Raw genomic sequence first — 26,974 nt, forward strand, 5'->3', positions numbered from 1 at the left:
TTGGTTTTTTGAAAGATATAAGTAACAAAACTATATTTTGCAATACACATATAAAGTAACTGATATAGCATTGCTTAAAAAATACTATTGTAACTATTAGTGTTTACTTAATGAAAGTAGTGAAAATTTAATTGAGAATTATGTTCTGGAAAAAAAAGAAAAAATTACCGATAACACCTGAAGACAAAGCTTGGGTTGATGAAGCACTGCAATGGTTGCAGGGAAGTTTGGGTAAAGATCATTTCATGGAAATCAGAACAGTGACACCAACAAAAAACTATTACGATAGAACTTTTGATAAAAGTGAACAAGATGCTGAGTTCATCTTAGAGCGTACAATGGAATTGATGAATATTCAAGATGTGGATATTCAATTAGTTTTCTTTTCCGATTCTCCTATAAAAATGGCTGATGGCGAAATATTATCGAGTCCAGCAGATATAAATGGAGAATGGAAAAGTGCAGCAGGAACCTACGAAGAAAACGCAGATGGAATCGTTATTTCTATAGAAAGAGAACAACTGAATGATACTTTATCATTGATAGCAACAATTTCACACGAACTGTCACACCAAATTTTATTAGGCGAAAACCGAATAGAAGAAAACGACGAATATCTCACCGATTTAACTGCGATAGCGTATGGTTTCGGAATCTTTTTAGGAAACTCGAGTTTTAACTTTTCTACAGGAACAATGGCAGGCGGATTTGGTTGGGAAATGAATGCTCAAGGGTATTTACCAGAACAAATTATAGCGTATGCAATGGCAAAACTTTCCAACATACGAAATGAATCTACAGAATACAGTCAATATTTAAACAGTTCGCTTCAAAAATACTTTAAACAAAGTGAGGCGTATTTGGCAGAAAAAGAATAGTTAACGTGAGTTCGATATAAAAATCACGAATATTACACCTGAAACATTCAAAATTAAATACTTGTCAGTTCGAGCGCAGTCGAGAACACTATAAAACTATGCTTTTTAATTGAATCTCAACTGCGCTCGATTTGAAAATCAGATGTATAAAATAAAATTTATATCGAACTCACATTAATGAATAGGCGTAGAAAAAGAAAACGAACTGAAGTTCGCTTCTCTTTAAAATGCTCCGCAGAATCTTGGTTCTGTTGCACAAGCAGCATATGTGACCGTGCAATCTTGATATGCAATAGAGTCACAAATTTTCGTTTCGCATATTGGTTTAATAGAAAAAAAACATTTTTTACTATTACCACCTAATACATGAGTGTTCTTAAAATTAGAAATACGCACCTTTTTGAATCGTAGAGAATTAAGATTTCTTTTTTTCATAATATCGGTTTTATAATTAATGTTGACTCGAAAATATGACAGTAAAAAAGTGAAAACAAGAAGTGTAACCTGCGGTTTATAAAACAAAGGTTATTAAAAAAGCCAAAGCATTTCTAATAACTAGTACTTCTAAAAATAAAATGAGAAACGAAAAAACGAACCGAAGTTCGTTTGTTTTTTAAAATGCTCCACAAAACCTTGGTTCAGTTTCACAAACTGCATACGTAACTGTACAATCTTGAAACACAGTAGAGGAGCAAATTTTTGTTTCGCATACTGGTTTAACAGAAAAAAAACAGGGTTTGCTTGCGCCACCTAAAATTTGAGAACTCTCTAAACTTGAAATGGACGTTTTGTTCAGCGTTAACGGTGTGAAATTTCTTTTTTTCATAACAATGGTTTTAATATTAATGTTAAACCAAATGAATGAAATAGTAAGCAAGGGAAAGTGAAAGCCGATAAAGTATTACTTCTAATACAATCGTATTTTAATAGGCAATAAAGAAGGATAATAATTAATCCAATGAAATCACACTTTGAATTGCAAAATGATCGGAGTAGTGTTCTGAAAATGTTTTAAAAGTGTTGACATTAAAAGATTCATCTGTCAAAATAAAATCAATTCGCATAGGGAAATATGAAAAGTCCAATGTTGAGCCAAATCCTTTTCCAGCCTCTACAAATGCATCTTTCATGTCACCTTTAATTCTTTTATAGACATTGGAGAACGGCGTATTATTAAAATCGCCTAGAATAATGTTTTTATAGGTGCATTTTTTACGATTAGCTTCAAATAGTTCTACCTGCGATTGCTGCATTTTAAACGTTTTTGCCATACGTTTTAATAAACGTTCTGAATTTTTCTGTGAAAATTCTTCTTTCTGCGGATTGATACGAAGCGATTGTAAATGCAAATTATACACACGAATGGTGTCATTGTTCTTTACAATATCTATATAAATTGCATTGTTTGGTGTATTTGGAAACTCAATTGAACCTTTATGAATAATCGGAAATTTAGAAAAAATAGCTTGTCCGGCTTTTTTCTTTTTCCCTCTTAAAACAATATGTTGATAGGGATAAAAATCAAATGCTTCTTTTTGATTGTGATGAAACTCTTGAAACGCTACAATATCTGGTGAAGTTGTTTGGACTAAATCCACAATCTTTCGATTAATATTTGATTCTTTAATCCAATCATAAATATTAAACAAACGCACATTATAACTCATCAAAGACAATGAATTTTTAGAAGGTTCTGTTGTGTTTCCAGAAAACTTATACATGGAAGTCACATGCGAATACCCTAAAATCAACACAATAAATGATAATAAGAAATGTTTTCGGACGCTTAAAATCCAAAAAAGCATGAATATAAAATTGATTACAATAAAAACGGGCACTAATAAACTTAGTACAGAAAGAATTGGAAAGCTTTTGGGTACTGCATACGGAAGAATGTAGGAGAGAAGCAATAGTGCAGCAAATACACTATTTAAGAAGAAGATAACTCTACTCAATATTCGTAATCTTTTCTTCTTCTTATCGCTCATACATTAATTTTCCTTTCCGGCTTTAAACAAAAAGTCTTTCTCTTCTTTGGTCAGACTTTCATAGCCAGACTTACTAATTTTATCTAAAATCCCATCTACTTTTCGTTGTTTCTCTGAAGCGGTTTGTGTAGATGCTTTCTTAGTAGAACGTTTAGTTTGCTTGTTTTTGTATACAGTTTTTAAAGGAGATTTCTTTTTTTGTGTAAAATATGCGACTAAACGATCCCAAAAACGTTCAAAACCAATCCCAATATCGTTGCCTTTTTGCAGTTGACTAACAAAGAGATATCCAATAAGTACACCGCCAATATGCGCAAAATTTCCACCTACGTTACTGCCTTGTTGAATAGCTGCAACATAAGAGATTACTAATAACGCTGTTAAAATCCAATACTTAAGCGGAAGGACACCAAAGAGGTTGATAATCATGTTTGGAGCATACGTTGCGCCAGCTGCCAATACAGCCAATACTGCTGCAGATGCACCCATTAATATTGCTGGAGATTCTGAAAATGCTGGTAATAAATTGTAAGCGCCTAAAAATAGCAGCGCGCCCGCAAAAATTCCGTAGGCATATACCGTAATAAATTGTTTCTCTGTAAAGAAATTATAAAAAATTCGTCCTGTGAAATATAATATAAGACAGTTGAAAATTAAATGCCAAAACCCACCATGAATAAAAGCATAGGTTATGATTGTCCATGGTTTATAAAGAACTTCTGTTCCGTTTGGTAATGCAAAATAGTCATAAAAAAATGTAGGAGGATATCCGTTAAACGAACGGAAAATAGCATTGAATAGTACCATAATTGCAAAAATGGCAATATTAAGTGCAATCAATTTTTCTGCGGCATTATATCCACGATACATCATCAATAAACGTGCTTTTGTATCCATTAATTCCAACGATTTTTATTAAACTGAGTTTTCTTAAAATATAGCATCAATAAGAAGCCAAACAATGCGCCACCTAAATGTGCAAAATGTGCAATTTGTCCAGCGCCAAATAAACTGATGCCACCTGTAATTCCTCCAATAAAGTCAACCAAAAGTAACCCTGGAATAAAATATTTCGCTTTAATTGGAATTGGGATAAACATTAACATTAATTCCATGTTAGGATATAATATACCAAACGCTACCAATACGCCATATAAGGCTCCAGAAGCTCCGACAGTTTGTGTTTGATTTAAAATGTTTAGATCAAACATTGCTCTAAAATTAATATCATTGACAGCAATTAGTTGCTCTCTATTTAAAATTGCAGGCAATTCATTGGACAGTAATTTTCCGACATACTGATTTCCGTTTACAATATCAGCATTAATAATTTGTCTAAGTTGTTCAGAAGATAAATTCAATTCAGCTACCTGTTGTGTAATGGAATAAAATTCAATATAATTTACCAAGGTATGAACTAATCCAGCACCAACACCAGCAATCATATAAAAGCTAAGGAACTTCATTTTTCCCCAACGTTGTTCTAAGGCTGAACCAAACATCCATAATCCAATCATATTGAATAAAAGGTGTGCAGGACTTGCCATCGAGTGCATAAACATGCTTGAAATAGGTTGCCAAAACTCAAACGAATCGTTTAAAGGGAAATGCAACGCTAAAATATTATTCAAATCTATTCCTCTTTCTGCCAACACTAATGTAGCTATCCAGAAAATGACGTTGATAATGATTAAATGTTTTACGGTTTCTGTAATGCGCATCATAATTTATATAAATTTTTTATCTAAATCATCTACGCTTAAGGTGATGAATATGGTTCTGTTAAATGGTGAAATAGTTGGTTCTTTACAAGCAAATAAGTTGTTTACCAATGCTTGTTGTTCTTCAACTTCTAGTTTTTTTCCAGTACGAATTGCCATACTTTTGGCTAAGGACTTAACTAAAACATCGGTTTGACTAAATCCTGTATCGGGAATTTCTCCTTGAAAATCGTTCAGCATTTGCTCAATGATAATTTGCAATTCGCTTTCGGAAATGTTAGATGGAATTCCAGAAAGCTCAATGGTATCATCAGTAATATCGCTAAACATAAAGCCAATATTTTCTAGACTTTCTTTCACTTCTTTTAAAAGTGCAATTTCACTTGTAGAGAATGAAAACTTTACTGGAAATAATAATTGCTGACTTACCGCTTCGCTTACTGTTATATTTCGTAATAATTGTTCATACAAAACACGTTGATGTGCTCTGTGTTGATCTATTACAACAATTCCTGATTTGATAGAACTTACTATATATTTTCGATGCAATTGATAGGTCAATGCTTCACGAGGCTCTTCATTGGTAAACAAAGAACTTGTTACTTCCTCAGATTCAAACTCAATATTTGCAGTTGAAAATGCTGTTGTGTTTGATTTTGATTCCAAACCAACATACAAACTTTCCCAACCTTCTGTGGACTCTTTTTTGTAATTCGTATATCGTGGTTGTGTTACAGTGCTTCCAGAAAGTTTCTTTTCGTCTGCAAACGGATTAAAACTACGATCTACCTGAATGTTTGGTACTGCGGCTTGTTTGTTTTTATAATTGTATGGTGTATCTAAATTTGAATCACGTTCAAAATCGAGTACAGGTGCAATATTAAACTGCCCTAAACTGTGTTTTACCGTTGCACGTAACATTGCGTAAAGCGAATGTTCATCGTCAAATTTAATTTCTGTTTTTGTGGGATGAATATTAATATCAATCGTTTCCGGATTTACCTCGAGATAGATAAAATAACTCGGTTGCATCTTTTCTTTTAGTAAACCTTCAAACGCAGCAGTAATTGCATGGTGTAAGTACGGACTTTTTATGAATCGGTTGTTGACAAAGAAAAATTGTTCGTTTCTACTTTTCTTTGCAAATTCAGGTTTTCCAACAAATCCGCTAATTTTTACTATGTCTGTATCTTCTTGAATCGGAACTAGTTTTTCATTCGTTTTCCCGCCCAGGATATTTACAATACGTTGTCTTTCGTTGCTGCTTGGGAGATTGAAAAGTTCATTTCCGTTATGATACAATACCAATTTTATATTTGCATGTGCTAAAGCTACACGTTGAAATTCATCAATAATATGGCGTAATTCAACGGCATCAGACTTTAAAAAGTTGCGTCGTGCCGGAATATTATAAAATAGATTTTTTACGGCAATAGAAGTTCCAGTTGGTGTTGCAATTACTTCTTGTGTAACCAACTTACTTCCTTCAATTTTTATGCGTGTTCCTAATTCGGTAGCTTCCTTTTTTGTTTGCAATTCTACATGTGCAATAGCGGCAATAGAAGCAAGTGCTTCTCCGCGGAAACCTTTGGTATGTAAATTAAATAAATCTTCTGCTGCTTGAATTTTAGATGTTGCATGACGTTCAAAGGAAAGTCGCGCGTCAGTTTCGCTCATTCCAAATCCATTGTCAATAACGTGTATAAGTGTTTTTCCAGCTTCCTTAACAATTAGTTTGATTTCGGTTGCTTTTGCATCAATTGCATTTTCAAGTAACTCTTTTACCACAGATGCAGGTCGCTGCACAACTTCTCCTGCTGCAATTTGGTTTGCAACATGATCGGGTAAAAGCCTTATTATGTCTGCCATGTATTATTTTCCTCTAGTAAATATTGATAGGTCAAAGTCAATAAAATATAAGAAAATCAATATAAGTATAGCAATGATAATAATTAAACGTTGAGACACTTCACGATTTCCTCGATTTCTACTGGCTTTTCGTGCTTCTTTCCAATGTCCTCCAAAGTCATTTGTATTCAAACCTTCGCGGTGTTTTACAAATCTTGATTCAATTTCATACACATTTTTAGTCTCTTTACCTTCGTAATAACGAGGTGTATAATTGAATCGTTTGTTCTTTTTTAATTTAAAAACATTTCCTTTTAAAAACATAGGCGTAGAATTATATCAAAGTTACCTAAAAACTAAACAAAAACCATTCCTAAAACTATAAAAAATGTTAAAATGATTGAGAATAGGTGGAAAAAAAAGCTCCCATTATGGAAGCCTTTTTTATAATTATCTGTGTATCGTTTGTGTTCTGTCTGGACCAACCGAAACAATTTTGATTGGAATGTCCAATTCTTTTTCCAAGAAATCAATGTAATCGTTGAGTTCTTTTGGAAATTGTGATGGATCTGACATTTGCGTCAAGTCTTCTTTCCAACCATTGAATTCAGTATAAATTGGCTCAATGTTTTCTGGTTCAATATTGTATGGAAGATGCGAAATAGTTTCGCCTTTATATTTGTAAGCTGTACATACTTTTAAGGTTTTAAACCCAGAAAGTACATCACCTTTCATCATCATTAATTGTGTAACTCCGTTTACTTGTGCAGTATATTTCAACGCAACTAAATCGAGCCATCCACAACGTCTTGGTCGTCCAGTTACGGCGCCAAATTCATGTCCAATTCGAGCCATATCAGAACCGACTTCGTCAAATAACTCTGTTGGAAAAGGACCAGAGCCTACACGTGTTGTGTATGCTTTAAAGATTCCGAAAACATCTTTTATTTTGTTTGGAGCCACTCCTAAACCTGTACAAGCACCAGCGGCAGTTGTTGTAGATGAGGTTACAAACGGATACGTTCCAAAGTCAATATCTAACAAAGAACCTTGTGCACCTTCAGCTAAGATTGTCTTTCCACCTTTTTGTGCTTGGTGTAAATATTCTTCGCTATCAATAAATTGCAATGTCTTTAAAACTTCTACAGCTTCAAAAAACTCAGCTTCCATTTCTTGTAAATCGTACTGAACGTCTACATTGTAGAAATTGATCATCGCTTCATGCTTATTCGTTAAAGCGCGATATTTTTCTTTCCAGTTGTTCAATTCCAAATCACCGACACGAATTCCGTTTCTACCCGTTTTGTCCATATAAGTTGGACCAATACCTTTTAAAGTAGAACCAATCTTTGCTTTTCCTTTCGATGCTTCCGAAGCAGCGTCAAGTAAGCGGTGTGTTGGTAAAATTAAGTGTGCTTTTCTTGAAATGATTAATTTCTTTTGAATGTCGATGTTGAACTGAGCCAAACCATCTAATTCTTTTTTAAACACGACTGGGTCAATCACAACACCATTTCCAATTACATTGGTTGCGGTTTCATGAAAAATTCCAGATGGAATGGTACGCAATACATGTTTGATGCCATCAAACTCTAAAGTATGTCCTGCATTTGGTCCACCTTGAAAACGTGCAATAATATCGTAGTTTGCGGTAAGTACGTCAACAATTTTTCCTTTGCCTTCGTCTCCCCATTGAAGTCCGAGTAGTAAATCTACTGCCATTATATAAAATTAAGTTAGTGTGTTGTTGTGTTTGTTAGCTTTTATCTTTCTTCGTTGCGTAGAAATAGAGTGAGTGATTATGAATGTCAATATCAAAAATTTCCTCAATGGTTTTCTTGATAATTTGAATTCTAGGATCACAAAATTCCATCACTTCACCTGAATCTGTTAGAATAATATGATCGTGCTGTTTATCAAAATATGATTTTTCGTAATGCGCTTGGTTTTGCCCAAACTGATGCTTACGAACCAAATTGCTATCTAGTAATAGCTCTATCGTGTTGTATAACGTAGCTCTACTTACGCGATAATTTTTATTTTTCATTTTGATGTACAACGACTCTATATCAAAGTGTTCTTCACTTTCGTAGATTTCTTGTAGAATCGCAAAGCGTTCAGGAGTTTTTCGATGTCCGTTGTCTTCTAAAAACTTTGTAAAAACGTTTTTTACAATATCCTGATTATTTTCCTCCATGTTTTGTTGCATCTTGGCTGAAGATTAAAAAGCAAATTTACACTTATTTTTGAAACTTAGGTACATATTCGTGTCGGGAATTTTAATAGGAGTGTAAAGTTTGACTAATTTTTAGTCCTCTCATCTTGTTTTGCTTGTTTTTTCATTTTAAAAAATGTACATTTAGTGAGTATGTTTCTGATTATCAGAAATGTGTGTTCTCCTAAAATACATGTAAAACTGTACTGCAATTCGCGTCTTTTATGATGTGAATTGAGGATGTTTATTGTTTTATATGTAATAAAAAATGCCTGCTAGTTTTTAAGGTGCCTTAGTGAAAAGAAGCACTTGTGTATTTTCCTTACTTAGATAGCCACTCCTCATGTGTGAACCAATAGATAACTCAATTATATATTAGTAAACCTAAAAAACCAACCATCACATGAAAAAAAAAGAATTCCACAGCAAACTTCATTTAGGAAAACGTGTTATTTCTAAACTACAACAAAGCCATATTCAAGGAGGAACCGACCCAATAGGAATTGGATATGTAATTATTACGACGGTTAAAATTGCAACACATTTAATAACGCATCCGCGAATTTGTGTCACAGATATTACCAAAGAAACCTGCCCAGAACCAGTAGAAACAACACAGGTAACAACATTTCCACCAACTTGTATGGATGGATGTCATATATAAGCGATCACTATAAATACACTAAAAACCAACAGATATGAAGAAAAAAGATTTCACACAAAAATTACAATTACACAAAAAAGTAATTTCAAATTTAGATGCAGTTTCATTGCATGGAGGAACAGATATTCCTATAACAATTGCAATTAAAACAATTATTGAAACAATTCAAACACGACATGACGCATGTACCATTATTGCTACGTGTCATTGTAGTATGCAGTGTCCGACAACAACGCGAGAGCCAGATAAATGCAATACTGATCAGTGTTAAAAATATAGTAGTTATTAAAAGAAAAGCTGTCCTCACAAACCAAATTGTGAGTGACAGCTTTTGGATTATATATAAAAATATTTGCAATATTTATAGTAGATTATTCGCTAACTTTAACTGCAATTAACGATGATGTATAATCATTGTATGCAATTTGAAATTAAAAAGAAAAGAATTAATTAAAATGCAACCTGAATTAGAATTAACGGAGAGTGAAGAACTAGGTTATTACACGACGTTTGATAAGCTATTCCCTGATTTTGTACCTTACTTTCAAAATTTCAAGAAAGACCAACTGATTGAAATTAACTTTTCCTCTACTGATGAAGATATGCAGCCAAGCGAAGCACAGCTTGCAGCACATGAATTCCTTTTGAAGCATTCTAATCAGATGTTAGAGAATTTGGCGCGCTATTTAAAACAGGACGAAGAATATTTCTTAGAATTTTATGCTGTGTATACAGAAATAAGTTATGAAAGTATAGGTTATAAAGGTAAAAAGTTTACTTCAAGGAATAAATTTGGTTTTCCTATTGTAGATGATATCCATGACTTTATCAATTATTTTGGAATTGGGGCTATAAATATTAGCGATACAGAAGAAGATGGTATATCATGTATAGGATTTTCAGGCAGCTGTACTTGGGATGGAGAACATGGATTTGGGGCAGCTTTTTATAAGTTGAAACTTCTAGATGTTGGTGATTGGCATATTGGAAATTATTTAAATTGGAGTCATGGAAAAGATAGCGAAGATTTGTTAACTAATAAATTCACAATTTTTCATAAGTTAGAAGCATTAGAGGAACGAAATAAACGGATTGCTATATTGAGTGAAAATATTCAAGTAGAAAACCCTGAAGGTTATGATGAAGTCTTTGATTGGTTGGTGGCACACAAAATGATTTATGGTTACAGAAATAGTCCTGTGAATTTAAATGCAAGAGAAAAAGCTGTAGTAATCAACGAAATAAAAAACCTTTCATTTTATGGGAATGAAATTGAAGCTGTTCCTAGTTCTATACATCTTTTAAAAAAAATAACATCCCTTTCATTTTCATTTAATAAGCTAGTAGCTATTCCAGTAGAAATATTTAAGCTTACAACACTCAAGAGTCTTACAATTTCTAACAATCAGCTAGAACGAATTCCGAAGCAGATAGGTGTGCTTGAAAACTTAGAATCTTTAATTTTAAATAGGAACAAATTACAATTTGTAACAGGGAAAATTGAGAGGTTAACTAAACTAAAACATTTAGATGTAAGCTCGAATCATTTGACTGAGTTACCGAAGTCTATTTTGGGGCTAACTAGTCTTGAAAAGCTTTTCGTGCAATACAATTCTTTTACAAATTTCCCTGAAATTGTAATCAACATGAAAAATTTGAAAACATTCAATATTGCAACGAATAAACTGGCAACTATTCCCGAATCTATTGATCAATTTCAATCTCTTGAGCAGCTCGATCTAAGATTTAATGAACTTACAATATTGCCTGACTCAATATTTACCAAAATGCTCAATTTAAAATGGTTGCAAGTGAATGTCAACCAAATTTCTATTGCTGATTTAGAACGTTTTCAACTTCTGGTTTCTTCTGAGATGAAAACAGATTTAGATAGTGCTATCGCAGTAAGAAAAGATGAGCTCAAGAGAAAACAAATACAATTAGAAAACGAGCGGAGACAACAAGAAAAAGAAAAATCAAGTAAACAAGCACAACAAAAAACCTCCACACCTAAAGCTATGCAAAAAGACAATAAAAAATGGTGGGAGTTTTGGCGTAAAAAATAATAGCTTTTAGTTGAAATTATTGTTTTTATAAGTCAATCTAAAAGATATACTAAGCGCGCGTCACCTTTTCAATACCGTTAATTTTCTTCAAATTTGTAATCAAGCGTTTTAAAATGGTATTGTTTTTTACAATTACCATAATACGACCTGTAAAAATGCCATCGTTGGTTTCAAAACTGATGTTTCTAATGTTTACATGCATGTTGTTGGAAATGATTTTCGTTACTTCATTCACCAATCCCATATTATCAATTCCTGTAAATTCAAGCATTGCTGTAAATTCTTCCTGAGAAGAATCAATCCACTTTGCTGTCATGATGCGATAGGCATAATTTGCTTGTAAACTCACAGCATTTGGGCAATCTTTTTTATGCACTTTGATGCCTTCATTCACGGTCACAAAACCAAAAACAGGATCGCCAGGAATTGGATTGCAACAATTTGATAGCTTGTAATTCAGTTTTTCTTCTTCCTTTCCAAATACCAACACATCATAACGATTGGATACTTCTGGCTGATTGATTTCTTCGCTAGGAATTGTTGGTCCTCGTCGAATTTTATTTTTGAAAAATTTGAAAATACTATTGCTTCGTTGCGCAGCAAATTCTTTTAACTTTTGATTGTCAATGGTTCCAATTCCAACACGATAAAATAAGTCTAAACTTGTTTTGAGCTTAAAGTGACTTACCATTTCGTTGATTGATTTCTCGTCGAGCGGTATTTTTAATTGCTTTAATTTTCTTCGTAGAATTTCTTTTCCTTCTTCAGCAACTTCTTTCTTTTCTTCTCGTAAAGACGATTTTATTTTTGAACGCGCTCTAGAAGTTGTTGCATAGTCCAACCAGTTTGCATTTGGTTTGGATTTATCTGAGGTAATAACTTCTACCTGATCACCACTTTTTAATTCGTGACTCAATGGAACTAATTTTCCATTCACTTTAGCACCACGCGTGTGATACCCAACTTGCGTATGAATACTAAAAGCAAAATCTAAAGGTGTTGCGCCTTTTGGTAACGATTTTAAATCGCCCGTAGGTGTAAAAACAAAAATTTCTTTCGCATATAAATTCAGCTTAAACTCTTCTACAAAATCAACGGCATTTGCGGTTTGGTTTTCAAGTGCTTCCTGTAGTTTATTCAACCAAGGTTCAAGTCCTTGTTCTTTTTGTTCACCTTGTTTATATTTAAAATGTGCCGCATATCCTTTTTCTGCAATTTCATGCATGCGATGCGAACGAATTTGTACTTCAACCCAACGACCTCCAGGTCCCATAACTGTAATGTGTAAGGCTTCGTATCCAGTAGATTTTGGAGAAGAAATCCAATCGCGTAAACGCACAGGGTTCGGTCTAAAGTGATCTGTTACAATAGAATATATTTTCCAGGCAAGGAATTTTTCGTTATCTAAATCTTCCGTGTCATAGATAATTCTTATGGCAAATTTATCATACACTTCATCAAAGGTTACACCTTGTTTCATCATTTTTCTACGGATAGAAAAAATCGATTTAAAACGTCCTTTTATTTTGTATTCAAAATCTTCTTTGTCTAATGAATTTTTAATGATGGAAGAAAAATTGTCTATATATTCTTGTTGTTGTTCTTTGCTTTCTTCAATCTTATTTTCAATGTCGTTAAAAACTTCAGATTCGGTATATTTTAACCCTAAATCTTCCAATTCAGTTTTAATATTATACAAACCAATACGATGTGCTAAAGGCGCATAAATATATAAGGTTTCCGAGGCAATTTTAACTTGTTTGTGCGCAGGCATAGAAGCCATTGTTTGCATATTGTGCAATCTATCAGCAATTTTGATAATAATTACACGCACATCATCATTGATGGTCAACAACATTTTACGGAAATTTTCCGCTTGTAACGATACATCTTTATCTTTCTTAAGATGCGAAATCTTCGTCAGTCCATCTACAATTCTTGCAACTGCAACACCGAATTCTTGTTCAATGTCTTCCAATGTATAATCGGTATCTTCAACCACATCATGCAATAGGGCAGAAGCAATAGAAGTGGCATCCATTCCTATTTCGGAAGCTACAATTTTTGCTACAGCAATTGGATGAAAAATATACGCTTCTCCGCTTTTTCTTCGTTGATCTTTATGCGCATCCACAGCTACATCAAATGCTTTACGGATGATTTTTTTATCTTCTGAAGAAAGCTCTTGATAACTTATACGCAACAGTTCTTTGTACTGTTTGGCAATAGCCGCGTTTTCTTTTTCTATCTCAATTTCGGTCATATAAATTAAAATTAAGCTAAAGAAATGTAACAAGCAAGGTATGTTTTATGAATTTAGAAAAGAAAGTAAATTTCCTGCAATGTATTGGTTTCCCATACATTTTTTATGTGTTAACTCTGTATTGATTATCAGCAAGTTACGTAACTTGAAACATAAATTATAAATAATTACTACCATGAAAACTATTTTAAAAATTAAAGAAATTCAAGTTTTAAGTAAAAACGAACAACGTAACATTTTGGGCGGTGGATTTGGGCCGTGTTCACAAACCTCAGATTGTGGACCAGCCAATTGTTGGGCTTGTGCAGTATTCAATAATGGTAATGGTTGGTGTTTGCTTTTTAATGGATGTAATTATTAATCCTATTTAAAACCCCGTTGTCGTTTGGCTTCAAACAATATAATTGCAGCAGCGACTGATACATTCATGGAATCAATTTTTCCTTGCATCGGAATGATGATGTTTTGAGTGGAATTATCTAACCATTCATCACTCAAACCTGTGGCTTCCGTTCCTACTACAATGGCGCTTGCTTTTTGAAAGTCTTGTGCATGATAGTTTTCAGAAGCAGTCAACGCCGCACAATAGATTTCGATTTCTTCTTTTTTAAGAAATGAAATAATTTCGGCTGTGCTTCCTGTGGCAATTTGAGTCGTAAAAACACAACCAACACTAGAGCGTACAATATTTGGGTTGTACATATCTGTTTTCGGATTTGCAATCAAAACAGCATCAATATTTGCAGCGTCGGCAGTACGAAGTAAGGCGCCAATGTTTCCTGGTTTTTCAGGAGCTTCTGCCACTAAAATCAATGGTTTTTTGTTATGAAAAGAAATGTTTTCAAGTGAATGTTCTTTCGTTTTCATAATTGCCAATACACCTTCTGTACTTGTGCGATAGGCTATTTTTTGATAGACTTCTTTAGAAATCTCAATACATTCTGGCGTATTTGTAGTATTTCTTAGTAATGTTTCTACACTTTCGCGAGAACAAATCTCAGGATAGAAAAATAAGGTGTCAATAGTGTAGTTTCCATTCAGCGCAAGCGTTAATTCGCGAAAACCTTCTAATACAAACTTTCCTTCTTTTCTGCGACTTCGCGATTTTTCTTGAAGTTGCAGTATGTGTTTTATCGTAGAATTTTGTGTGCTAGAAATCTGTTTGTACATGCTGCAAATATAGGAAAGAGATTGTTTTGATGAAACACAATAATGTAACTAGAATTATTTGTATGGAAGTAATGGTTTTAATTTCTTAAAAAAAGATTTGATAGTAAATTGTTTTTCATGTAGTTTTAAAGACATCAATTTGTTAAAATGATTAAAAAAGTAATATTAAGCTTTGCATTGTTACTATTTATGAATTCTTGTTCGGATAGTATTCAAGAGTCTGAATTTAGAAATACAAAGTATGTTTTTTATCAAGAAGATGGAAAAACAGGGTATTGGCAAAAAATAAGTAAAAACTCTGATTTTAAGTATAAAAAAGGGCAACTCACATATTTTTATCCAAATGGAAATACGTTTGCAGAAATTGAAATTATTGATTCTTTCCCAAATAGAATTATAAAATTTCACAACAAAGAAGGGAAATTGACAAAAACAGAATGGCGGGAACAAGATTCAATTATAAAAACACACCTTGAAAACGGATATTATAAATATAACTATTCTAGTAAAGGTCCAGTTTTTAGTGAAGGTTTGGTGGAAAATCATTTAGAACAAGGTGTTTGGAAAAAGTATAGAAATGAAGATGGAACTTTAAGGCAGATCATAGAAATGAAAGATGGTCTTGAACATGGGAAAAGAGAAAACTATTGGCCTAATGGTAAACAAAAAGATGTGTCATATTGGAAAAAAGGAAAACAAATAGGGGAAGGAATAATATACTATGAAAATGGAAATATTGAAATAAGAAATTTTATAGAAAATGGAGAAGTTCATGGTTTAATGGAAGAATTTCATTTAGATGGCACATTAAGATTTAGAGGTAATTATTGGTATGGAATTCTTAAAGATACAGCCAAAACATATTATGAAAACGGAGTTTTGAAAAATCTAAAAATAAGGTCGTTAGATACTGTTACAAAAGTTACGATAGGAAAAGAGTATAGATATTTTTCCGATGGAAAATTAAAAGCGAAAAGCGATACTAAAAATAGTTTGCCAGATGGAATAAAAATATCGTATTATGAAAATGGGAAAATGAAAGATTGGGCAGAGGTTGCTATGAATGAACTAAATGGGAAAGTTATCATTTATTATGAAAATGGAGCAAAACAAATAGAAGGAAAAGCCAAAGGAATGACTCCATTAGAAAATATTAAGTATTTTAATGAAAAAGGAAGGCTCATAAAAACAATGGTGGTGGAAAATGGTGAAATTATAGATTCAATCATGCATTAAACTCTCTAAAATAAAAATAAATTATACATTGAAACTATGAAGAACACAATTAAAACCTTAGTACTACTATTATTTGTAACAACAACGATGACAGCTCAGGAATTAAAAATTCCTAACGATGTTAAATTTGAAAAAGCGGAAGATTATACAACCTACGAACCACATGTTTTGGAAAGTATTGATTGGTTGCAACGCACGCCTGCATCTGAACAACCCGCAAAACGAGAAAAACTAAATGCCTTTTTGTTAAAGTGGATAACAGGAAGTCCGACAGTGTCAATAGAACTCGTTTCAGGAATTGTACCTTTAGAATGTGGCGATTGTTTGATGACTTTTATGTACGGTTGGACAAAATATAGTTTGGAAAATAACTATGCTAAAGATAAGATAGACTGTGCAGTAGCAGGGGTAGAACATACTATTGAATTCTACAAAAAGAACAAAGCGGCACTTGGAAAGCAACCAGATATAGAAAAACTAATTAGACGCAAAAAGAAAGGAAAGCTCAGAAAGTATATTAAGTCAAAATTCTAGAACTGTAATGTTTTAAGTAAATCATTCTATTTTTTAAGAACTGTAAAGATAAACAATGCTTACTTTTTTAGTATCATGCTAATGAAAATACGATTTCTACTATTGATTATGTTAATCAGCTATGTTAGTTGCACATCCGACGACAAAGAAGAAGTTTTGCCTAGAGCATATACTATTTTGTCTTTAGGAGATAGTTATACAATAGGGCAGAGTGTATGTGAGACTTGTCATTTTCCAGCACAGTTAAAAGATAGTCTTGTAGCTAAATTTCCTGCGGCAGATAGTTTTAGTCTAGAATTGATTGCTCAAACGGGTTGGACTACTACCAATCTTTTAAATGCTGTAGAAGGCGAAAATTTGACAAATACCTATGATTTGGTAACATTGTTAATTGGTGTTAACAATCAGTTTCAAAGTAAGCCCTTTTCATTATATGAAGAAGAGTTTCCTGTATTAGTGGCAAAAGCGGTTGAGTTGGCTAAAGGTGATATTAATAATGTTGTTGTAGTTTCAATTCCTGACTATGCATATACTCCTTTTGGACAAGATTATGGATATTCACCTGAAACGTCTCAAGAAATAGATCAATACAACAACTTTGCAAGTAATTATTGCAATCAAAATGGAATTACCTTTGTGAATATAACTGATATTACACGCCAAGGATTGATAAATACAAATTTAGTAAGTCAAGATCAATTACATCCTTCTGAATTGGCATACTCATTATTTGTAGAACGATTATTGCCATTTGCTGTAGAAAAAATACAATGATCTAAAACTTTTTATAAATTCTGTAATGATTCTATAAAAGCTTCGACTCAAGACAAAATAAAACAAACTGACGAAATGAAAAAAATTACGTTAGCACTGTTAGGTTTGATCTTAATAGTAGCTTGTAACAACACTCAGAAAAAAGAAATGTCTTCTGAAAAGGCAGCCGCAAAAGAAACAAAAGTTGTCAAAAAAACATATCCTGATAAATTACAGAAAGTATTTGATGCGCATGGTGGAATTGATAAATGGAATGAAGCGCAGACCTTAGTGTATGAAATGGTAAAACCAAATAATACCGAAAAGCATATTACCGATTTGCCATCACGAAAAACACGCCTAGAAGGAAAAGGTTTTACTATTGGTTATGATGGAAAAGATGTTTGGTTGTCACAAAAAGATTCAACAGCTTTTAGAAGCAATGCTCGTTTTTACCATAATTTATATTTTTATTTCTATGCAATGCCTTTTGTTTTAGGTGATGATGGAATTACATATACGAAAGCAAAAAGTATAGAATATGATGGCGTTATGTATCCAGGGTATAAAATTTCGTATGGTGATAATGTAGGTGACTCTCCAGAGGACAATTATTTTATTTACTATAATCCAGAAACATATAAAATGGAATGGCTAGGATATACGGTGACATATTTTAATGGAAAACCTAGTAATAAGATAAGTTATATTCGTTACGGAGATTGGCAAAAAGTGAATGGAGTTGTACTTCCAAAAGTAATAACTTGGCACAAAACAGCTGAAAATGGAAAAATAGCTGAAGCACGCAATTCGGTATCATTTACAAATGTAAGTTTGACAAATGAAATGATGAAAAATGAAATGTATGAACGTCCAGAAGATGGCGTTGTAGTTCCAAAAAAATAAGTATGATATAATTGAAAAAGAAAAAATACTAAAAAACCTCTTCGTTATGAAGAGGTTTTTTTATGTTATGGGAGTATTCGTTTTTTTAAAAAGTTCCTCTATATGCTTCGTTTAAATGTAATTGATTAATATCAAATCCATTAAACATAATGCTATTTAAATTGTTGCGTAATTGAAAACGTTTGGCTGAGATATTCGGTAAAATAGAATGTTCAGAGGTTATATTTCGAAATACAGCAGAAATACTATGTTCGTCTAAAAAACCTCTGCGAATGCCTTTTTGGACATATTCACCAATGTTTGATAAATTTGGTAAACGATCGCGTACTTCAGAATATTCAGCAGCAATATCATTTGATAATTCCGAGAATGTTGGCAATTGAAATTCTTCAATCGTAGCATTTTCTTCTACCACTTTTAAATCTTGATTCTCTTGCGCTGAAACTTGAAATACTGCAAGTAATATAATTCCTAAAGCAAGTTTTTGTATCGTTTTCATAACAATTTTTTTTAAGTTATATGCATCAAATTTTATTCCAAAGTTACTATTTTCCGTTGTATTTTTTCATGTAACGTTTCCACAGTTTTGTTTGGTGTGTTTCCAAGCTTAATTCACGCCCTTCAATAAAAGCATGTGTTAAGATATTTCCACGCATGTCTAAGGCATCACCTTCACTAATAAATAGTGTTGCATCTTTTCCAGTTTCTAAGGTGCCTAAACGTGCATCAATTCCTAAAATCTTTGCGGTGTTAGAGGTAATTAACTGTAACGCTTTTTCTTTGTCTAAACCATGTGCAGCTACAGTTCCTGCTAAGAATGGTAAGTTACGCGTATTCATACGTTCCATTTGTCCACTATTTTCGAGTCCTACCAAAACACCGGCATCCGATAAGATTTTGGCTTTTTTGTATGACATATCATAATCTTCATCGTCCATTTCTGGAACAGAATGCGTTCTGTGTAACAATACAGGTACTTTATTTTGACGCAAAATAGTTGCAATTTTATGTGCTTGGTATCCACCAACAATAACAATCTGCACATTATTTTTCTTTCCAAACTCAATTGCATCTAAGATTCCTTTTTCAGTATCTACATGCACAAACAATTTTTGCGTTCCATTGGTAAGTCCAGCCATAGCTTCATAAGGCAAGTTTTTTGGACTTCTCGATCCGTTTAAATATCCTTGAGCATCATTGAATACATTTTGAATTTCTTCTACTTGCTTCGGATAGTTCTTATTTGGACGCATACCTCTTGGTTCACCAAGCCACCAACGACCAAAAGTGAAATTGTTTGGCCAGTTCATATGAATTCCATCATCTGCTTTTACAGCAGCATCTTCCCAGTTCCAAGCATCTAATTGTACTACAGATGAAGTTCCTGAAACACGTCCGCCACGAGGCGTAATTTGTGCCACTAAAATTCCATTTGGCCTGCAACTTTCCACAACTTTCGATTCTGTATTATACGCTATCAAACTACGTACATGCGGGTTGAAACTACCAGTTTCATTTTGATCACGTGTTGCTCTTACAGCATCTACTTCTACCAAACCAAGTGTAGAGTTTGGTGCAATAAATCCAGGATATACGTGTTTTCCTTTTGCATCAATTACTTTTCCACTAGTTGCTGTCGTTCCAGCTGCTCCAATTCGAGTTATCTTTCCATTTTCAAATACAATAACTGCATTTTCAATGACTTGTCCGTTTCCAATATGTGCTGTTGCACCAACAATAGAAATTGCTTGCGACTGTTTTGACGCAGGTGTTTGTTGTGCATAACTGAACGTGCTAAATAAAACAGTTACGCATAGTGTGTATATGTAAATATATTTTTTCATGTCAGTTATCGTTTAAAATTCAACAGTATCACAGTGATGATGTTTTTTCTCTTTCTTTTTAGCAGGTTGCGTTTTCATGCCTTTGTTTTTCTCTAAAAGCATCATGTTCATCAACTCGTTACGTTGGCTTTGAATATCTCTTCGCAATTGTTGATCGCGCTCTAAATCAAAATAAACCGTTCCTTCAATCATTGTTGTTTGCGCTTTCGCGTAAATTGACATTGGGTGATCTGTCCATAAAACCAAATCAGCTTGTTTTCCAGTTTTTACACTTCCAACTTTATCGTCAATATGCAATAATTTAGCAGGATTCAGTGTCACAAACTTCCAAGCATCTTCTTCAGAAACACCACCGTATTTTACGGCTTTTGCAGCTTCTTGATTCAATCTACGAGACATTTCGCCATCATCAGAATTAAAAGCAACAACAACGCCTTGACTATGCATGATAGCTCCGTTGTACGGAATTGCGTCATTTACTTCATACTTGTAAGCCCACCAATCAGAGAATGTAGAACCTCCAACACCATGTGCTTTCATTTTGTCCGCCACTTTGTAACCTTCTAATATATGTGTAAATGTATTGATGTTGAAACCGAATTTATCAGCCACTTTCATCAACATATTGATTTCACTTTGTACATACGAGTGACAAGACACGAAACGTTTTTTATTCAAAATTTCAACAATCGTTTCCATCTCAATGTCATAACGATAGTTTCCTGTTTTCTTCTTTGCTTCATATTCTTTAGCACGTTGAAAATAATCAGTGAACACTTGTTCAACTCCCATACGTGTTTGCGGGAAACGAGTTGTTTCTGTATCTCCCCAATTACTTTGCTTTACATTTTCACCCAAAGCAAATTTGATAAATCCGTCAGCGTCTTTAAATAACATATCATCTGCAGATCGTCCCCATCTTAAACTCAAAATAGCAGAGCGTCCACCAATTGGATTTGCCGAACCGTGTAATAACTGAATCGTTGTAACTCCACCAGCTAAATTTCTGTAAATATCTACATCTTCAGGATTTACAACATCTGCCATATTTACTTCTGCTGTAGAATTATGTCCAGCTTCATTAATGGCAAATGCACCAATATGTGAATGTTCGTCAATAACTCCAGAAGTTAAATGTTTTCCTGTCGCATCAATAACTCTTGCACCACGAGCGTTGAGTTTTTTTCCAATACGAGCAATTTTTCCATCTTTTACTAAAACGTCTGTATTTTCAAGAATTCCATCTTTCTCATTTGTCCAAACCGTAGCATTTTTAAATAGAATAGTTTCTTGTTGCGGTAAAGTTGTTGAACCGTATGCACCATTCGGGTAGGAGATTGGTAGCATTTTTGGAGCTTCCATTTTGGAATCTTTTTTAGTTCCTTTTTTCTCATCTGCTTTTTTCACTTCTTTTTGTGTAGCACTGAATGATGATTCAGAACCATTTGCTAAAAGTGCTTTTCCAGAAAAGTAAGTTGCATTTCTAACAGGCGATGTTAAACGAATAAATTCCGTTTTAGAAGTATCTGCTGTTGTAAATTGTAATTGCAACCAATCGTTTTTAAAAGAAATCTTTGAACCTAACTTGAGTGAATCTTTCTTTACAGTAGCTTTTAACTTTTCAGCAGAAGCTCCAGCAATTGTTACATCATACATGTTTCCTGCAACATTGAATGTGTATTTTCCGCGAATGTCTTTGTGTGCTTTGTCCTTAAATACATTCTGATTTCCTTGAACCCAGTTTTCATAGATTACTGTTTTCTTATCAAAAATATCACCAGAAGTGATTAAGAAGTTTGCCTGACGTCCGTTTTGTAGTGTTCCAATTTTATCTTCTTGCTTTAAAATACGAGCAGGAATTGTGGTTAACGCTTCCAAAGCTTTGGTTTTGTCTAAACCATATTTAATGGCCTTCATGATGTTTGACTTAAACTCACTTCCCGATTTAACATCATGCATGGTAAAACTAAACGTAATTCCTTTGTCTGCTAATGCTTTAGGGTTTGAAGGTGCTTGGTTCCAATGTTTCATTGCTTCCAATTCTACAACACCAGCTGCATACGGATCAGATACATCATAGGCTTTTGGAAAGTTGATAGGAATGATAAAAGTAGCATTTGTAGCTTTCATTGCATTGATGTTCTCATATTCAGTTCCATCGCCAATCAGTACATATTGAATTCCGAATTCGTCACCAATAGCATCCGTTTTGATACTGTTGTGCTTGTTTCCAGAATGGAAGATTTGTACTAAGTTTTTATTTGCTATTAAAGCTTCTAAAGCTAAATCGGTACGTTTTGCATTTCCTTTCGCATACCAATCAGCATCATGATACATTTGACGAATCAATGCCATACCTCCCATTAGTGAAGTTGGATATGTTTGTCGTGAAGCATTACTTTTTTGATACGATAAATATTGTGCAGAACGATTGTCTAAGATACGTGTACTATTATCTGCTTTTGAGTTTAGTGCCACTAACATTCCGTTTCCGCGTACAATTCCATCTTGTAAATGTGTGTTTACGGTTCCGAAACCAGCTTTTAATAAACTCGTTGCTTTTTTAGTGTCGAACGAAAATTTATCGATTGGGTTGGTATCAGGACGAATATGATCGTTCCAATAATAACCTTCCCGTGCGGCATCGTATTGTGGATTGCGTCTTCCGCCAAAATTTCTTTTAGGTTTTTGCAATCCGAAGTCAGAATACGGATCTACAAACGATGGATACACACTTTTACCTGTCAAGTCTACTACTGTAGCACTTTTGGGAATTGAAATATTTGTTCCAGTTTGAACTACTTTACCATCTTGTATGATGAGTGTTCCATTTTCGATCACTTGCGTGGGTGTGATGTAAATTTTTGCATTGGTGAATGCTGTTATGGTGTGACTTTCTGTTTTTACGCCATCATTTTTAGGAAAGTATTCCTGCGCTACGGCAGAAAGGCTACAGAAAAGCAGTAACAGCAGCAAATAGGATTTTTTCATTGCTTTACTTTAAATTGGTTTGATTGATTAGTTAAAAACTTAAAGATAATACTAGTATATACTTTGTATACTGTATTAAGAGTTTTTTAACGTTTTAAAACGAGATTTGTACGGCTTTCCCGTATTTATTTGAAGCTACTTGTCGTGTTTATTACTTGTAAACGGGAATTGCGGTGTTTTGAATCCACTTTTGGACAAGTTTTCGGTTGGTCGTGATTTCTGCAAAAACGTAAATATCACTTTGAAAACAGGGAGAAGTTGCCGCTTTTTCAATCACTACTTTATCGTCGCAATAGCTTGAATGTAAAAAATAAAGTTCTTTGTTTTTAATGAGCACATATCCTACATGATTGCTCAATCCTACAAAATAAAGTCCATCTGTGTAAACGTTGTTAAGTTTTGTTTTGAGTTGACTTTGAGAAATATTTCGGTAGGTTTTTAATTCACTTTTCGGTTGAAGCGTTATTGCTTCGTTTGTTCCGCCTTGTTGTGCCATTTTATAACGATTGAGTCTAAAACCTAGATGTTTTAAGGTTGTTGATACAAAGTAACCACAGGCAATTTCACCATCATTTGGAATGTCTGTATGCCCGTTAAAATCCCAAGGTGTTCCGTACCAATGCGGTACAATTTCACTGAGAAGTTTAGTGTACAAGTAGCTTGAAGCTGAGTCAATGGCTTTTTGCTTGTTTTGTTGCAACAGTCTTGCGAAATAGGCACGATCTGTCGTGATGGATTGTTTGATGCTATTATAGTTTCCTTTAGGTTTAAAATTAATACCCAATGCTGTAGAGTCAAGTAGATTTTCAACAACCGCTTTTGTTGCTTTTAGCTCCTTTGTAGATTCCTTTTTTTGCATCTCATTTGTTGATGCCACCTTTTTTGAGGTATCTGTACAGGAAACACTAATGCATAGAAATGTTAAGAGTAAAATTTTCTTCATCGTACTAAAATTAACGCTTTTCTTTATGTTTTCGTGTATTAGGTTAAGAAATTACTAATCAAACTTAAATAAAAGTTTACCGAGTTTACAATTTAGATTTGTAAATGTAACAAGAGATTAATCTTTAGGTAAACTTATAAGTTCATGCTACAGATAGTTTTGTGACAACAACTAATCACCACAAAATTATAATGAAGAAAATAGTACTTTCCCTATTCTTTATCTGTTTTACAACATTACTGTTTGCACAGGGTAAAGGAATCCTAACTGGACGAATTTTAGACGATAACAACTTGCCATTACCTGGAGCTACAGTTTTAATAGAAGGCTTGAAAACAGGAACGACTTCAAACTTTGATGGAAATTTTATCATGGTAAATCTTCCGGAAGGAACACACGATTTAACTGTAAGTTATATTGGATTTGAAACACAAAATGTTTCTGTAGAAATCAAATCAGGGATAACAACAAAAGTAAAAGTTGTAATGAAAGTAAAGACCAATAGTTTAAACCAAGTATTAATCTACGGAAGTTTGGCTAGAGGGCAAGCAAAAGCATTAAATCAACAAAAGACAAATGATAATATTACGAATGTAGTATCTGCAGATCAAGTTGGTAAATTTCCAGATGCAAACACAGGAGATGCTTTAAAACGTATTCCTGGAATTGCTGTGCAAAATGATCAAGGAGAAGCAAGAGATATCATTATTCGTGGGTTGGCTCCACAATTAAACTCTGTGACTTTAAATGGAGACAGAATTCCATCTGCAGAAGGAGACAATCGTAGAGTTCAATTGGATTTAATTCCTTCTGATATGATTCAAACGATTCAAGTGAATAAAGCGGTTACACCAGATATGGAAGCCGATGCCATTGGAGGTTCTGTAAACTTAGTAACTCGTTCTGCGCCATCAAAATTAAGAGTTTCATTAACTGGAGCATTTGGTAGAAATCCTGTTCGCGAAAGTTCACTATATAACTTTTCAGCTGTAGCTGCACAACGTTTTTTTAATGATAAACTTGGAGCAGTAGTAAGTGCTTCATACAATTCAAATGACTATGGTTCTGATAATGTTGAATTCGAATGGGATTCACCAACATTTATTAAAGAACACGATATTAGAAGATATGATGTAAAGCGTATTCGTCGTAGTGTAGCATTGAATTTAGATTGGAAATTAGATCCAAACAATGTGATCGAATTCAAATCAATTTTAAACCATAGAGACGATTTAGAAAATAGATACAGATTGCGTTATAAGTTTGATGATAATGATACTGACGATACAAGTGATGATGAGTATAAAATTACACGCCAGACTAAAGGTGGAATTGATAATGATACAAATGAAAAAAGACGATTAGAGCGTCAAAAAATGTACAGAGTTGGACTGAATGGATCTCACATTTTATTCAAAAAAGTTCAGTTTGACTGGAATGTTGGATTTTCAAAAGCTAGTGAAGATCGTCCAAATGAACGTTATGTTACCTATGAATCAAAGCAAGATGCATCAACAATTACACAGCAATTTGTAAACACTAGAATGCCTTTCTTTAATTCTGCCAATAGAACAGATAATGATGCTTCTTTATTTGAATTAGACGAAATTTCAGATGAAAGAAGATATACAGAAGAAGAACAATTCAGTTCTAGATTAGATATTACGATTCCTATCAATACTGCTGGATCATATCAGAATTCAATCAAAGCTGGTTACAAATACCAAGACAAAGATAAATTACGAGACAATACATTCTCAGAATATGATACAGGAGATTTTTCTGCTTTTGAATTTTTAAATAATGCACAAACTACCGATCAAACGATTGACGGATATTTAGCAGGTGATCAGTACCAATTAGGAAACTTTGCTACAAATTCATTCTTAGGAAACTTACCATTGGTAAATGGAGAATTGGTATTGGATGAGTTTGTTCCAGAAAACTATAATGCTAACGAAAAAATTAGTGGTGCTTATGTGATGTTAAAACAACAATTAGGAGATAAGTTCTCACTTATTGCTGGTGTACGTATGGAGCATACAAAAATTGATTATACAGGTTTTCAAATTGATGTAGAATCTGCGTCATCTTTAGCAGATGTAACAACAACAAATGCTTCAAAAAAATATACAAATGTATTGCCAAACGTTCAATTGCGTTACGAAGCAACTAAAAATACAATCTTACGCTTTGCATATACAAACACGTTAGCAAGACCAAATTATTATGATATTGTTCCTTACAGAAACATTAATAGTGATGATGTAGAAGCTGAATTAGGAAATCCTGAATTGGAAGCCGCAACGTCTTTGAACTTTGATTTTATGGCAGAGCATTATTTTGATAATGTTGGAATTATTTCGGGAGGATTTTTCTATAAAGACATCGATAATTTTATTTATGCTTTGACAAATGATCAAACATTAACAGTAAATGGAACTACTGAAATATATGATGTAACGCAACCTTTTAATGGTGGATCTGCGAAAGTGTATGGATTTGAATTGGCTTTTCAACGCAAACTAGATTTCTTACCAAGCTTCTTGAAAAACTTAACATTCTACGGAAACTATACGTATACAAACTCTGAAACTGATGGTGTTGTAGGTCGTGAAGATGGTTTAGAATTGGCTGGTGCTGTACCAAATACGTTAAACGGTTCGTTAGCGTATGAAACTAAGAAGCTTTCTGTAAGATTGTCTTTAAACTATGCCGATGATTATATTGATGAATACGGAGACGATATATTTGAAGATAGATATTACGATTCACAATTATTCTTAGATTTCAATGCTTCGTATGCTATTACGAAAAACTTACGAATCTTTGGAGAAATGAAAAATATTACGAATCAAGAATTACGTTACTATCAAGGAGTAAAAGAGCGTACAATGCAAGCTGAGTTCTACGATATTAACTGGAATTTAGGATTGAAATATAACTTTTAAAAG

24 protein-coding genes are annotated in these 26,974 nt (G+C 33.5%); 10 read left to right on the forward strand and 14 right to left on the reverse strand.

Going from position 1 to position 26,974, the window contains the following annotated elements; translation table 11 throughout:
- The first annotated feature begins 140 nt into the window (after window positions 1–140).
- A complete protein-coding gene (locus tag ACRBBL_RS12270) occupies window positions 141–878 on the forward strand; it encodes a hypothetical protein (protein WP_431369350.1) in 738 nt (245 codons plus the stop codon).
- Window positions 879–1,491: 613 nt separating this feature from the next.
- Here ACRBBL_RS12270 and ACRBBL_RS12275 read toward each other — a convergent pair.
- The 8 genes from ACRBBL_RS12275 to ACRBBL_RS12310 all read right to left on the reverse strand — a co-directional run bounded on the left by ACRBBL_RS12275 (window position 1,492) and on the right by ACRBBL_RS12310 (window position 8,632).
- A complete protein-coding gene (locus tag ACRBBL_RS12275) occupies window positions 1,492–1,704 on the reverse strand; it encodes a hypothetical protein (protein ID WP_431369351.1) in 213 nt (70 codons plus the stop codon).
- Window positions 1,705–1,828: 124 nt separating this feature from the next.
- A complete protein-coding gene (locus tag ACRBBL_RS12280; protein ID WP_431369352.1) occupies window positions 1,829–2,866 on the reverse strand; it encodes an endonuclease/exonuclease/phosphatase family protein in 1,038 nt (345 codons plus the stop codon).
- Between the two features lie 3 nt (window positions 2,867–2,869).
- Complete coding sequence (locus ACRBBL_RS12285) at window positions 2,870–3,763, reverse strand: rhomboid family intramembrane serine protease (RefSeq protein WP_431369353.1); 894 nt, start codon at window positions 3,761–3,763, stop codon at window positions 2,870–2,872.
- The gene (locus tag ACRBBL_RS12290) at window positions 3,763–4,590 is read right to left on the reverse strand and encodes a rhomboid family intramembrane serine protease (RefSeq protein WP_431369354.1); all 828 of its coding nucleotides are present in this window, start codon (window positions 4,588–4,590) and stop codon (window positions 3,763–3,765) included. Before ACRBBL_RS12290 ends, ACRBBL_RS12285 begins: the two co-directional genes overlap by 1 nt.
- Before the next feature lie 3 nt (window positions 4,591–4,593).
- Entirely contained in the window at window positions 4,594–6,456 is a 1,863-nt protein-coding gene (gene mutL / locus ACRBBL_RS12295; RefSeq protein WP_431369355.1) for a DNA mismatch repair endonuclease MutL, read from the reverse strand.
- A gap of 3 nt (window positions 6,457–6,459) precedes the next feature.
- Window positions 6,460–6,759, reverse strand: coding sequence for a hypothetical protein (locus ACRBBL_RS12300; protein ID WP_431369356.1), 300 nt, complete (start codon window positions 6,757–6,759; stop codon window positions 6,460–6,462).
- Between the two features lie 126 nt (window positions 6,760–6,885).
- A complete protein-coding gene (locus ACRBBL_RS12305) occupies window positions 6,886–8,157 on the reverse strand; it encodes an adenylosuccinate synthase (protein ID WP_431369357.1) in 1,272 nt (423 codons plus the stop codon).
- Between the two features lie 34 nt (window positions 8,158–8,191).
- Window positions 8,192–8,632 (reverse strand): Fur family transcriptional regulator, encoded by a 441-nt coding sequence (locus ACRBBL_RS12310; RefSeq protein WP_431369358.1) that lies wholly within the window; start codon window positions 8,630–8,632, stop codon window positions 8,192–8,194.
- A gap of 421 nt (window positions 8,633–9,053) precedes the next feature.
- Between ACRBBL_RS12310 and ACRBBL_RS12315 the strand changes: the two genes are divergently transcribed.
- From ACRBBL_RS12315 to ACRBBL_RS12325, 3 genes are all read left to right on the forward strand, one after another.
- Window positions 9,054–9,314: a hypothetical protein gene (locus ACRBBL_RS12315; protein WP_431369359.1), complete on the forward strand. Its 261-nt coding sequence runs from the start codon at window positions 9,054–9,056 to the stop codon at window positions 9,312–9,314.
- A gap of 34 nt (window positions 9,315–9,348) precedes the next feature.
- Complete coding sequence (locus ACRBBL_RS12320; protein ID WP_431369360.1) at window positions 9,349–9,585, forward strand: class I lanthipeptide; 237 nt, start codon at window positions 9,349–9,351, stop codon at window positions 9,583–9,585.
- A gap of 184 nt (window positions 9,586–9,769) precedes the next feature.
- Window positions 9,770–11,380, forward strand: a complete 1,611-nt coding sequence (locus ACRBBL_RS12325; RefSeq protein ID WP_431369361.1) for a leucine-rich repeat domain-containing protein — start codon at window positions 9,770–9,772, stop codon at window positions 11,378–11,380.
- Between the two features lie 49 nt (window positions 11,381–11,429).
- On the opposite strand, the gene ACRBBL_RS12330 is transcribed toward ACRBBL_RS12325, so the two are convergent.
- The gene (locus ACRBBL_RS12330) at window positions 11,430–13,643 is read right to left on the reverse strand and encodes a RelA/SpoT family protein (protein WP_431369362.1); all 2,214 of its coding nucleotides are present in this window, start codon (window positions 13,641–13,643) and stop codon (window positions 11,430–11,432) included.
- 175 nt (window positions 13,644–13,818) lie between these two features.
- On the opposite strand from ACRBBL_RS12330, the gene ACRBBL_RS12335 reads away from it, so the two are divergent.
- Window positions 13,819–14,004, forward strand: a complete 186-nt coding sequence (locus ACRBBL_RS12335) for a hypothetical protein (protein WP_431369363.1) — start codon at window positions 13,819–13,821, stop codon at window positions 14,002–14,004.
- Between the two features lie 2 nt (window positions 14,005–14,006).
- Here ACRBBL_RS12335 and ACRBBL_RS12340 read toward each other — a convergent pair whose 3' ends face one another.
- Window positions 14,007–14,813, reverse strand: a complete 807-nt coding sequence (locus ACRBBL_RS12340; protein WP_431369364.1) for a TrmH family RNA methyltransferase — start codon at window positions 14,811–14,813, stop codon at window positions 14,007–14,009.
- Window positions 14,814–14,960: 147 nt separating this feature from the next.
- On the opposite strand from ACRBBL_RS12340, the gene ACRBBL_RS12345 reads away from it, so the two are divergent.
- The 4 genes from ACRBBL_RS12345 (at window position 14,961) to ACRBBL_RS12360 (ending at window position 18,242) form a co-directional block, all read left to right on the forward strand.
- Entirely contained in the window at window positions 14,961–16,049 is a 1,089-nt protein-coding gene (locus ACRBBL_RS12345; protein WP_431369365.1) for a toxin-antitoxin system YwqK family antitoxin, read from the forward strand.
- Between the two features lie 36 nt (window positions 16,050–16,085).
- Window positions 16,086–16,583 carry a hypothetical protein gene (locus ACRBBL_RS12350; protein ID WP_431369366.1) on the forward strand — a complete coding sequence of 166 codons (498 nt, stop codon included), beginning with the start codon at window positions 16,086–16,088 and terminating at the stop codon, window positions 16,581–16,583.
- Window positions 16,584–16,664: 81 nt separating this feature from the next.
- Entirely contained in the window at window positions 16,665–17,357 is a 693-nt protein-coding gene (locus tag ACRBBL_RS12355) for an SGNH/GDSL hydrolase family protein (RefSeq protein WP_431369367.1), read from the forward strand.
- 75 nt (window positions 17,358–17,432) lie between these two features.
- A complete protein-coding gene (locus tag ACRBBL_RS12360; RefSeq protein WP_431369368.1) occupies window positions 17,433–18,242 on the forward strand; it encodes a DUF6503 family protein in 810 nt (269 codons plus the stop codon).
- 85 nt (window positions 18,243–18,327) lie between these two features.
- Here the strand turns inward: ACRBBL_RS12360 and ACRBBL_RS12365 are convergent, their stop codons facing one another.
- The 4 genes from ACRBBL_RS12365 to ACRBBL_RS12380 form a co-directional block, all read right to left on the reverse strand.
- Window positions 18,328–18,741, reverse strand: coding sequence for a hypothetical protein (locus tag ACRBBL_RS12365; protein WP_431369369.1), 414 nt, complete (start codon window positions 18,739–18,741; stop codon window positions 18,328–18,330).
- Between the two features lie 46 nt (window positions 18,742–18,787).
- Window positions 18,788–20,086 carry an amidohydrolase family protein gene (locus ACRBBL_RS12370; protein ID WP_431369370.1) on the reverse strand — a complete coding sequence of 433 codons (1,299 nt, stop codon included), beginning with the start codon at window positions 20,084–20,086 and terminating at the stop codon, window positions 18,788–18,790.
- Window positions 20,087–20,098: 12 nt separating this feature from the next.
- The gene (locus ACRBBL_RS12375; RefSeq protein ID WP_431369371.1) at window positions 20,099–23,077 is read right to left on the reverse strand and encodes an amidohydrolase family protein; all 2,979 of its coding nucleotides are present in this window, start codon (window positions 23,075–23,077) and stop codon (window positions 20,099–20,101) included.
- Window positions 23,078–23,228: 151 nt separating this feature from the next.
- Window positions 23,229–24,020: a hypothetical protein gene (locus ACRBBL_RS12380; protein WP_431369372.1), complete on the reverse strand. Its 792-nt coding sequence runs from the start codon at window positions 24,018–24,020 to the stop codon at window positions 23,229–23,231.
- Window positions 24,021–24,211: 191 nt separating this feature from the next.
- Here ACRBBL_RS12380 and ACRBBL_RS12385 point away from each other — a divergent pair, with 191 nt between their 5' ends.
- A complete protein-coding gene (locus ACRBBL_RS12385; RefSeq protein ID WP_431369373.1) occupies window positions 24,212–26,971 on the forward strand; it encodes a TonB-dependent receptor in 2,760 nt (919 codons plus the stop codon).
- Window positions 26,972–26,974: the final 3 nt, after the last annotated feature.

The sequence above is a fragment of the Kordia sp. genome (genome assembly GCF_050633145.1).
Lineage (GTDB): Bacteria > Bacteroidota > Bacteroidia > Flavobacteriales > Flavobacteriaceae > Kordia.

What these genes read in the sequence shown, in the direction of transcription:
- ACRBBL_RS12270 (WP_431369350.1), top strand. Translation starts at nt 141, where the DNA reads ATGTTCTGGAAAAAAAAGAAAAAATTACCGATAACACCTGAAGACAAA.
- ACRBBL_RS12275 (WP_431369351.1), bottom strand. Translation starts at nt 1,704, where the DNA reads ATGAAAAAAAGAAATTTCACACCGTTAACGCTGAACAAAACGTCCATT.
- ACRBBL_RS12280 (WP_431369352.1), bottom strand. Translation starts at nt 2,866, where the DNA reads ATGAGCGATAAGAAGAAGAAAAGATTACGAATATTGAGTAGAGTTATC.
- ACRBBL_RS12285 (WP_431369353.1), bottom strand. Translation starts at nt 3,763, where the DNA reads ATGGATACAAAAGCACGTTTATTGATGATGTATCGTGGATATAATGCC.
- ACRBBL_RS12290 (WP_431369354.1), bottom strand. Translation starts at nt 4,590, where the DNA reads ATGATGCGCATTACAGAAACCGTAAAACATTTAATCATTATCAACGTC.
- mutL (WP_431369355.1), bottom strand. Translation starts at nt 6,456, where the DNA reads ATGGCAGACATAATAAGGCTTTTACCCGATCATGTTGCAAACCAAATT.
- ACRBBL_RS12300 (WP_431369356.1), bottom strand. Translation starts at nt 6,759, where the DNA reads ATGTTTTTAAAAGGAAATGTTTTTAAATTAAAAAAGAACAAACGATTC.
- ACRBBL_RS12305 (WP_431369357.1), bottom strand. Translation starts at nt 8,157, where the DNA reads ATGGCAGTAGATTTACTACTCGGACTTCAATGGGGAGACGAAGGCAAA.
- ACRBBL_RS12310 (WP_431369358.1), bottom strand. Translation starts at nt 8,632, where the DNA reads ATGGAGGAAAATAATCAGGATATTGTAAAAAACGTTTTTACAAAGTTT.
- ACRBBL_RS12315 (WP_431369359.1), top strand. Translation starts at nt 9,054, where the DNA reads ATGAAAAAAAAAGAATTCCACAGCAAACTTCATTTAGGAAAACGTGTT.
- ACRBBL_RS12320 (WP_431369360.1), top strand. Translation starts at nt 9,349, where the DNA reads ATGAAGAAAAAAGATTTCACACAAAAATTACAATTACACAAAAAAGTA.
- ACRBBL_RS12325 (WP_431369361.1), top strand. Translation starts at nt 9,770, where the DNA reads ATGCAACCTGAATTAGAATTAACGGAGAGTGAAGAACTAGGTTATTAC.
- ACRBBL_RS12330 (WP_431369362.1), bottom strand. Translation starts at nt 13,643, where the DNA reads ATGACCGAAATTGAGATAGAAAAAGAAAACGCGGCTATTGCCAAACAG.
- ACRBBL_RS12335 (WP_431369363.1), top strand. Translation starts at nt 13,819, where the DNA reads ATGAAAACTATTTTAAAAATTAAAGAAATTCAAGTTTTAAGTAAAAAC.
- ACRBBL_RS12340 (WP_431369364.1), bottom strand. Translation starts at nt 14,813, where the DNA reads ATGTACAAACAGATTTCTAGCACACAAAATTCTACGATAAAACACATA.
- ACRBBL_RS12345 (WP_431369365.1), top strand. Translation starts at nt 14,961, where the DNA reads ATGATTAAAAAAGTAATATTAAGCTTTGCATTGTTACTATTTATGAAT.
- ACRBBL_RS12350 (WP_431369366.1), top strand. Translation starts at nt 16,086, where the DNA reads ATGAAGAACACAATTAAAACCTTAGTACTACTATTATTTGTAACAACA.
- ACRBBL_RS12355 (WP_431369367.1), top strand. Translation starts at nt 16,665, where the DNA reads ATGAAAATACGATTTCTACTATTGATTATGTTAATCAGCTATGTTAGT.
- ACRBBL_RS12360 (WP_431369368.1), top strand. Translation starts at nt 17,433, where the DNA reads ATGAAAAAAATTACGTTAGCACTGTTAGGTTTGATCTTAATAGTAGCT.
- ACRBBL_RS12365 (WP_431369369.1), bottom strand. Translation starts at nt 18,741, where the DNA reads ATGAAAACGATACAAAAACTTGCTTTAGGAATTATATTACTTGCAGTA.
- ACRBBL_RS12370 (WP_431369370.1), bottom strand. Translation starts at nt 20,086, where the DNA reads ATGAAAAAATATATTTACATATACACACTATGCGTAACTGTTTTATTT.
- ACRBBL_RS12375 (WP_431369371.1), bottom strand. Translation starts at nt 23,077, where the DNA reads ATGAAAAAATCCTATTTGCTGCTGTTACTGCTTTTCTGTAGCCTTTCT.
- ACRBBL_RS12380 (WP_431369372.1), bottom strand. Translation starts at nt 24,020, where the DNA reads ATGAAGAAAATTTTACTCTTAACATTTCTATGCATTAGTGTTTCCTGT.
- ACRBBL_RS12385 (WP_431369373.1), top strand. Translation starts at nt 24,212, where the DNA reads ATGAAGAAAATAGTACTTTCCCTATTCTTTATCTGTTTTACAACATTA.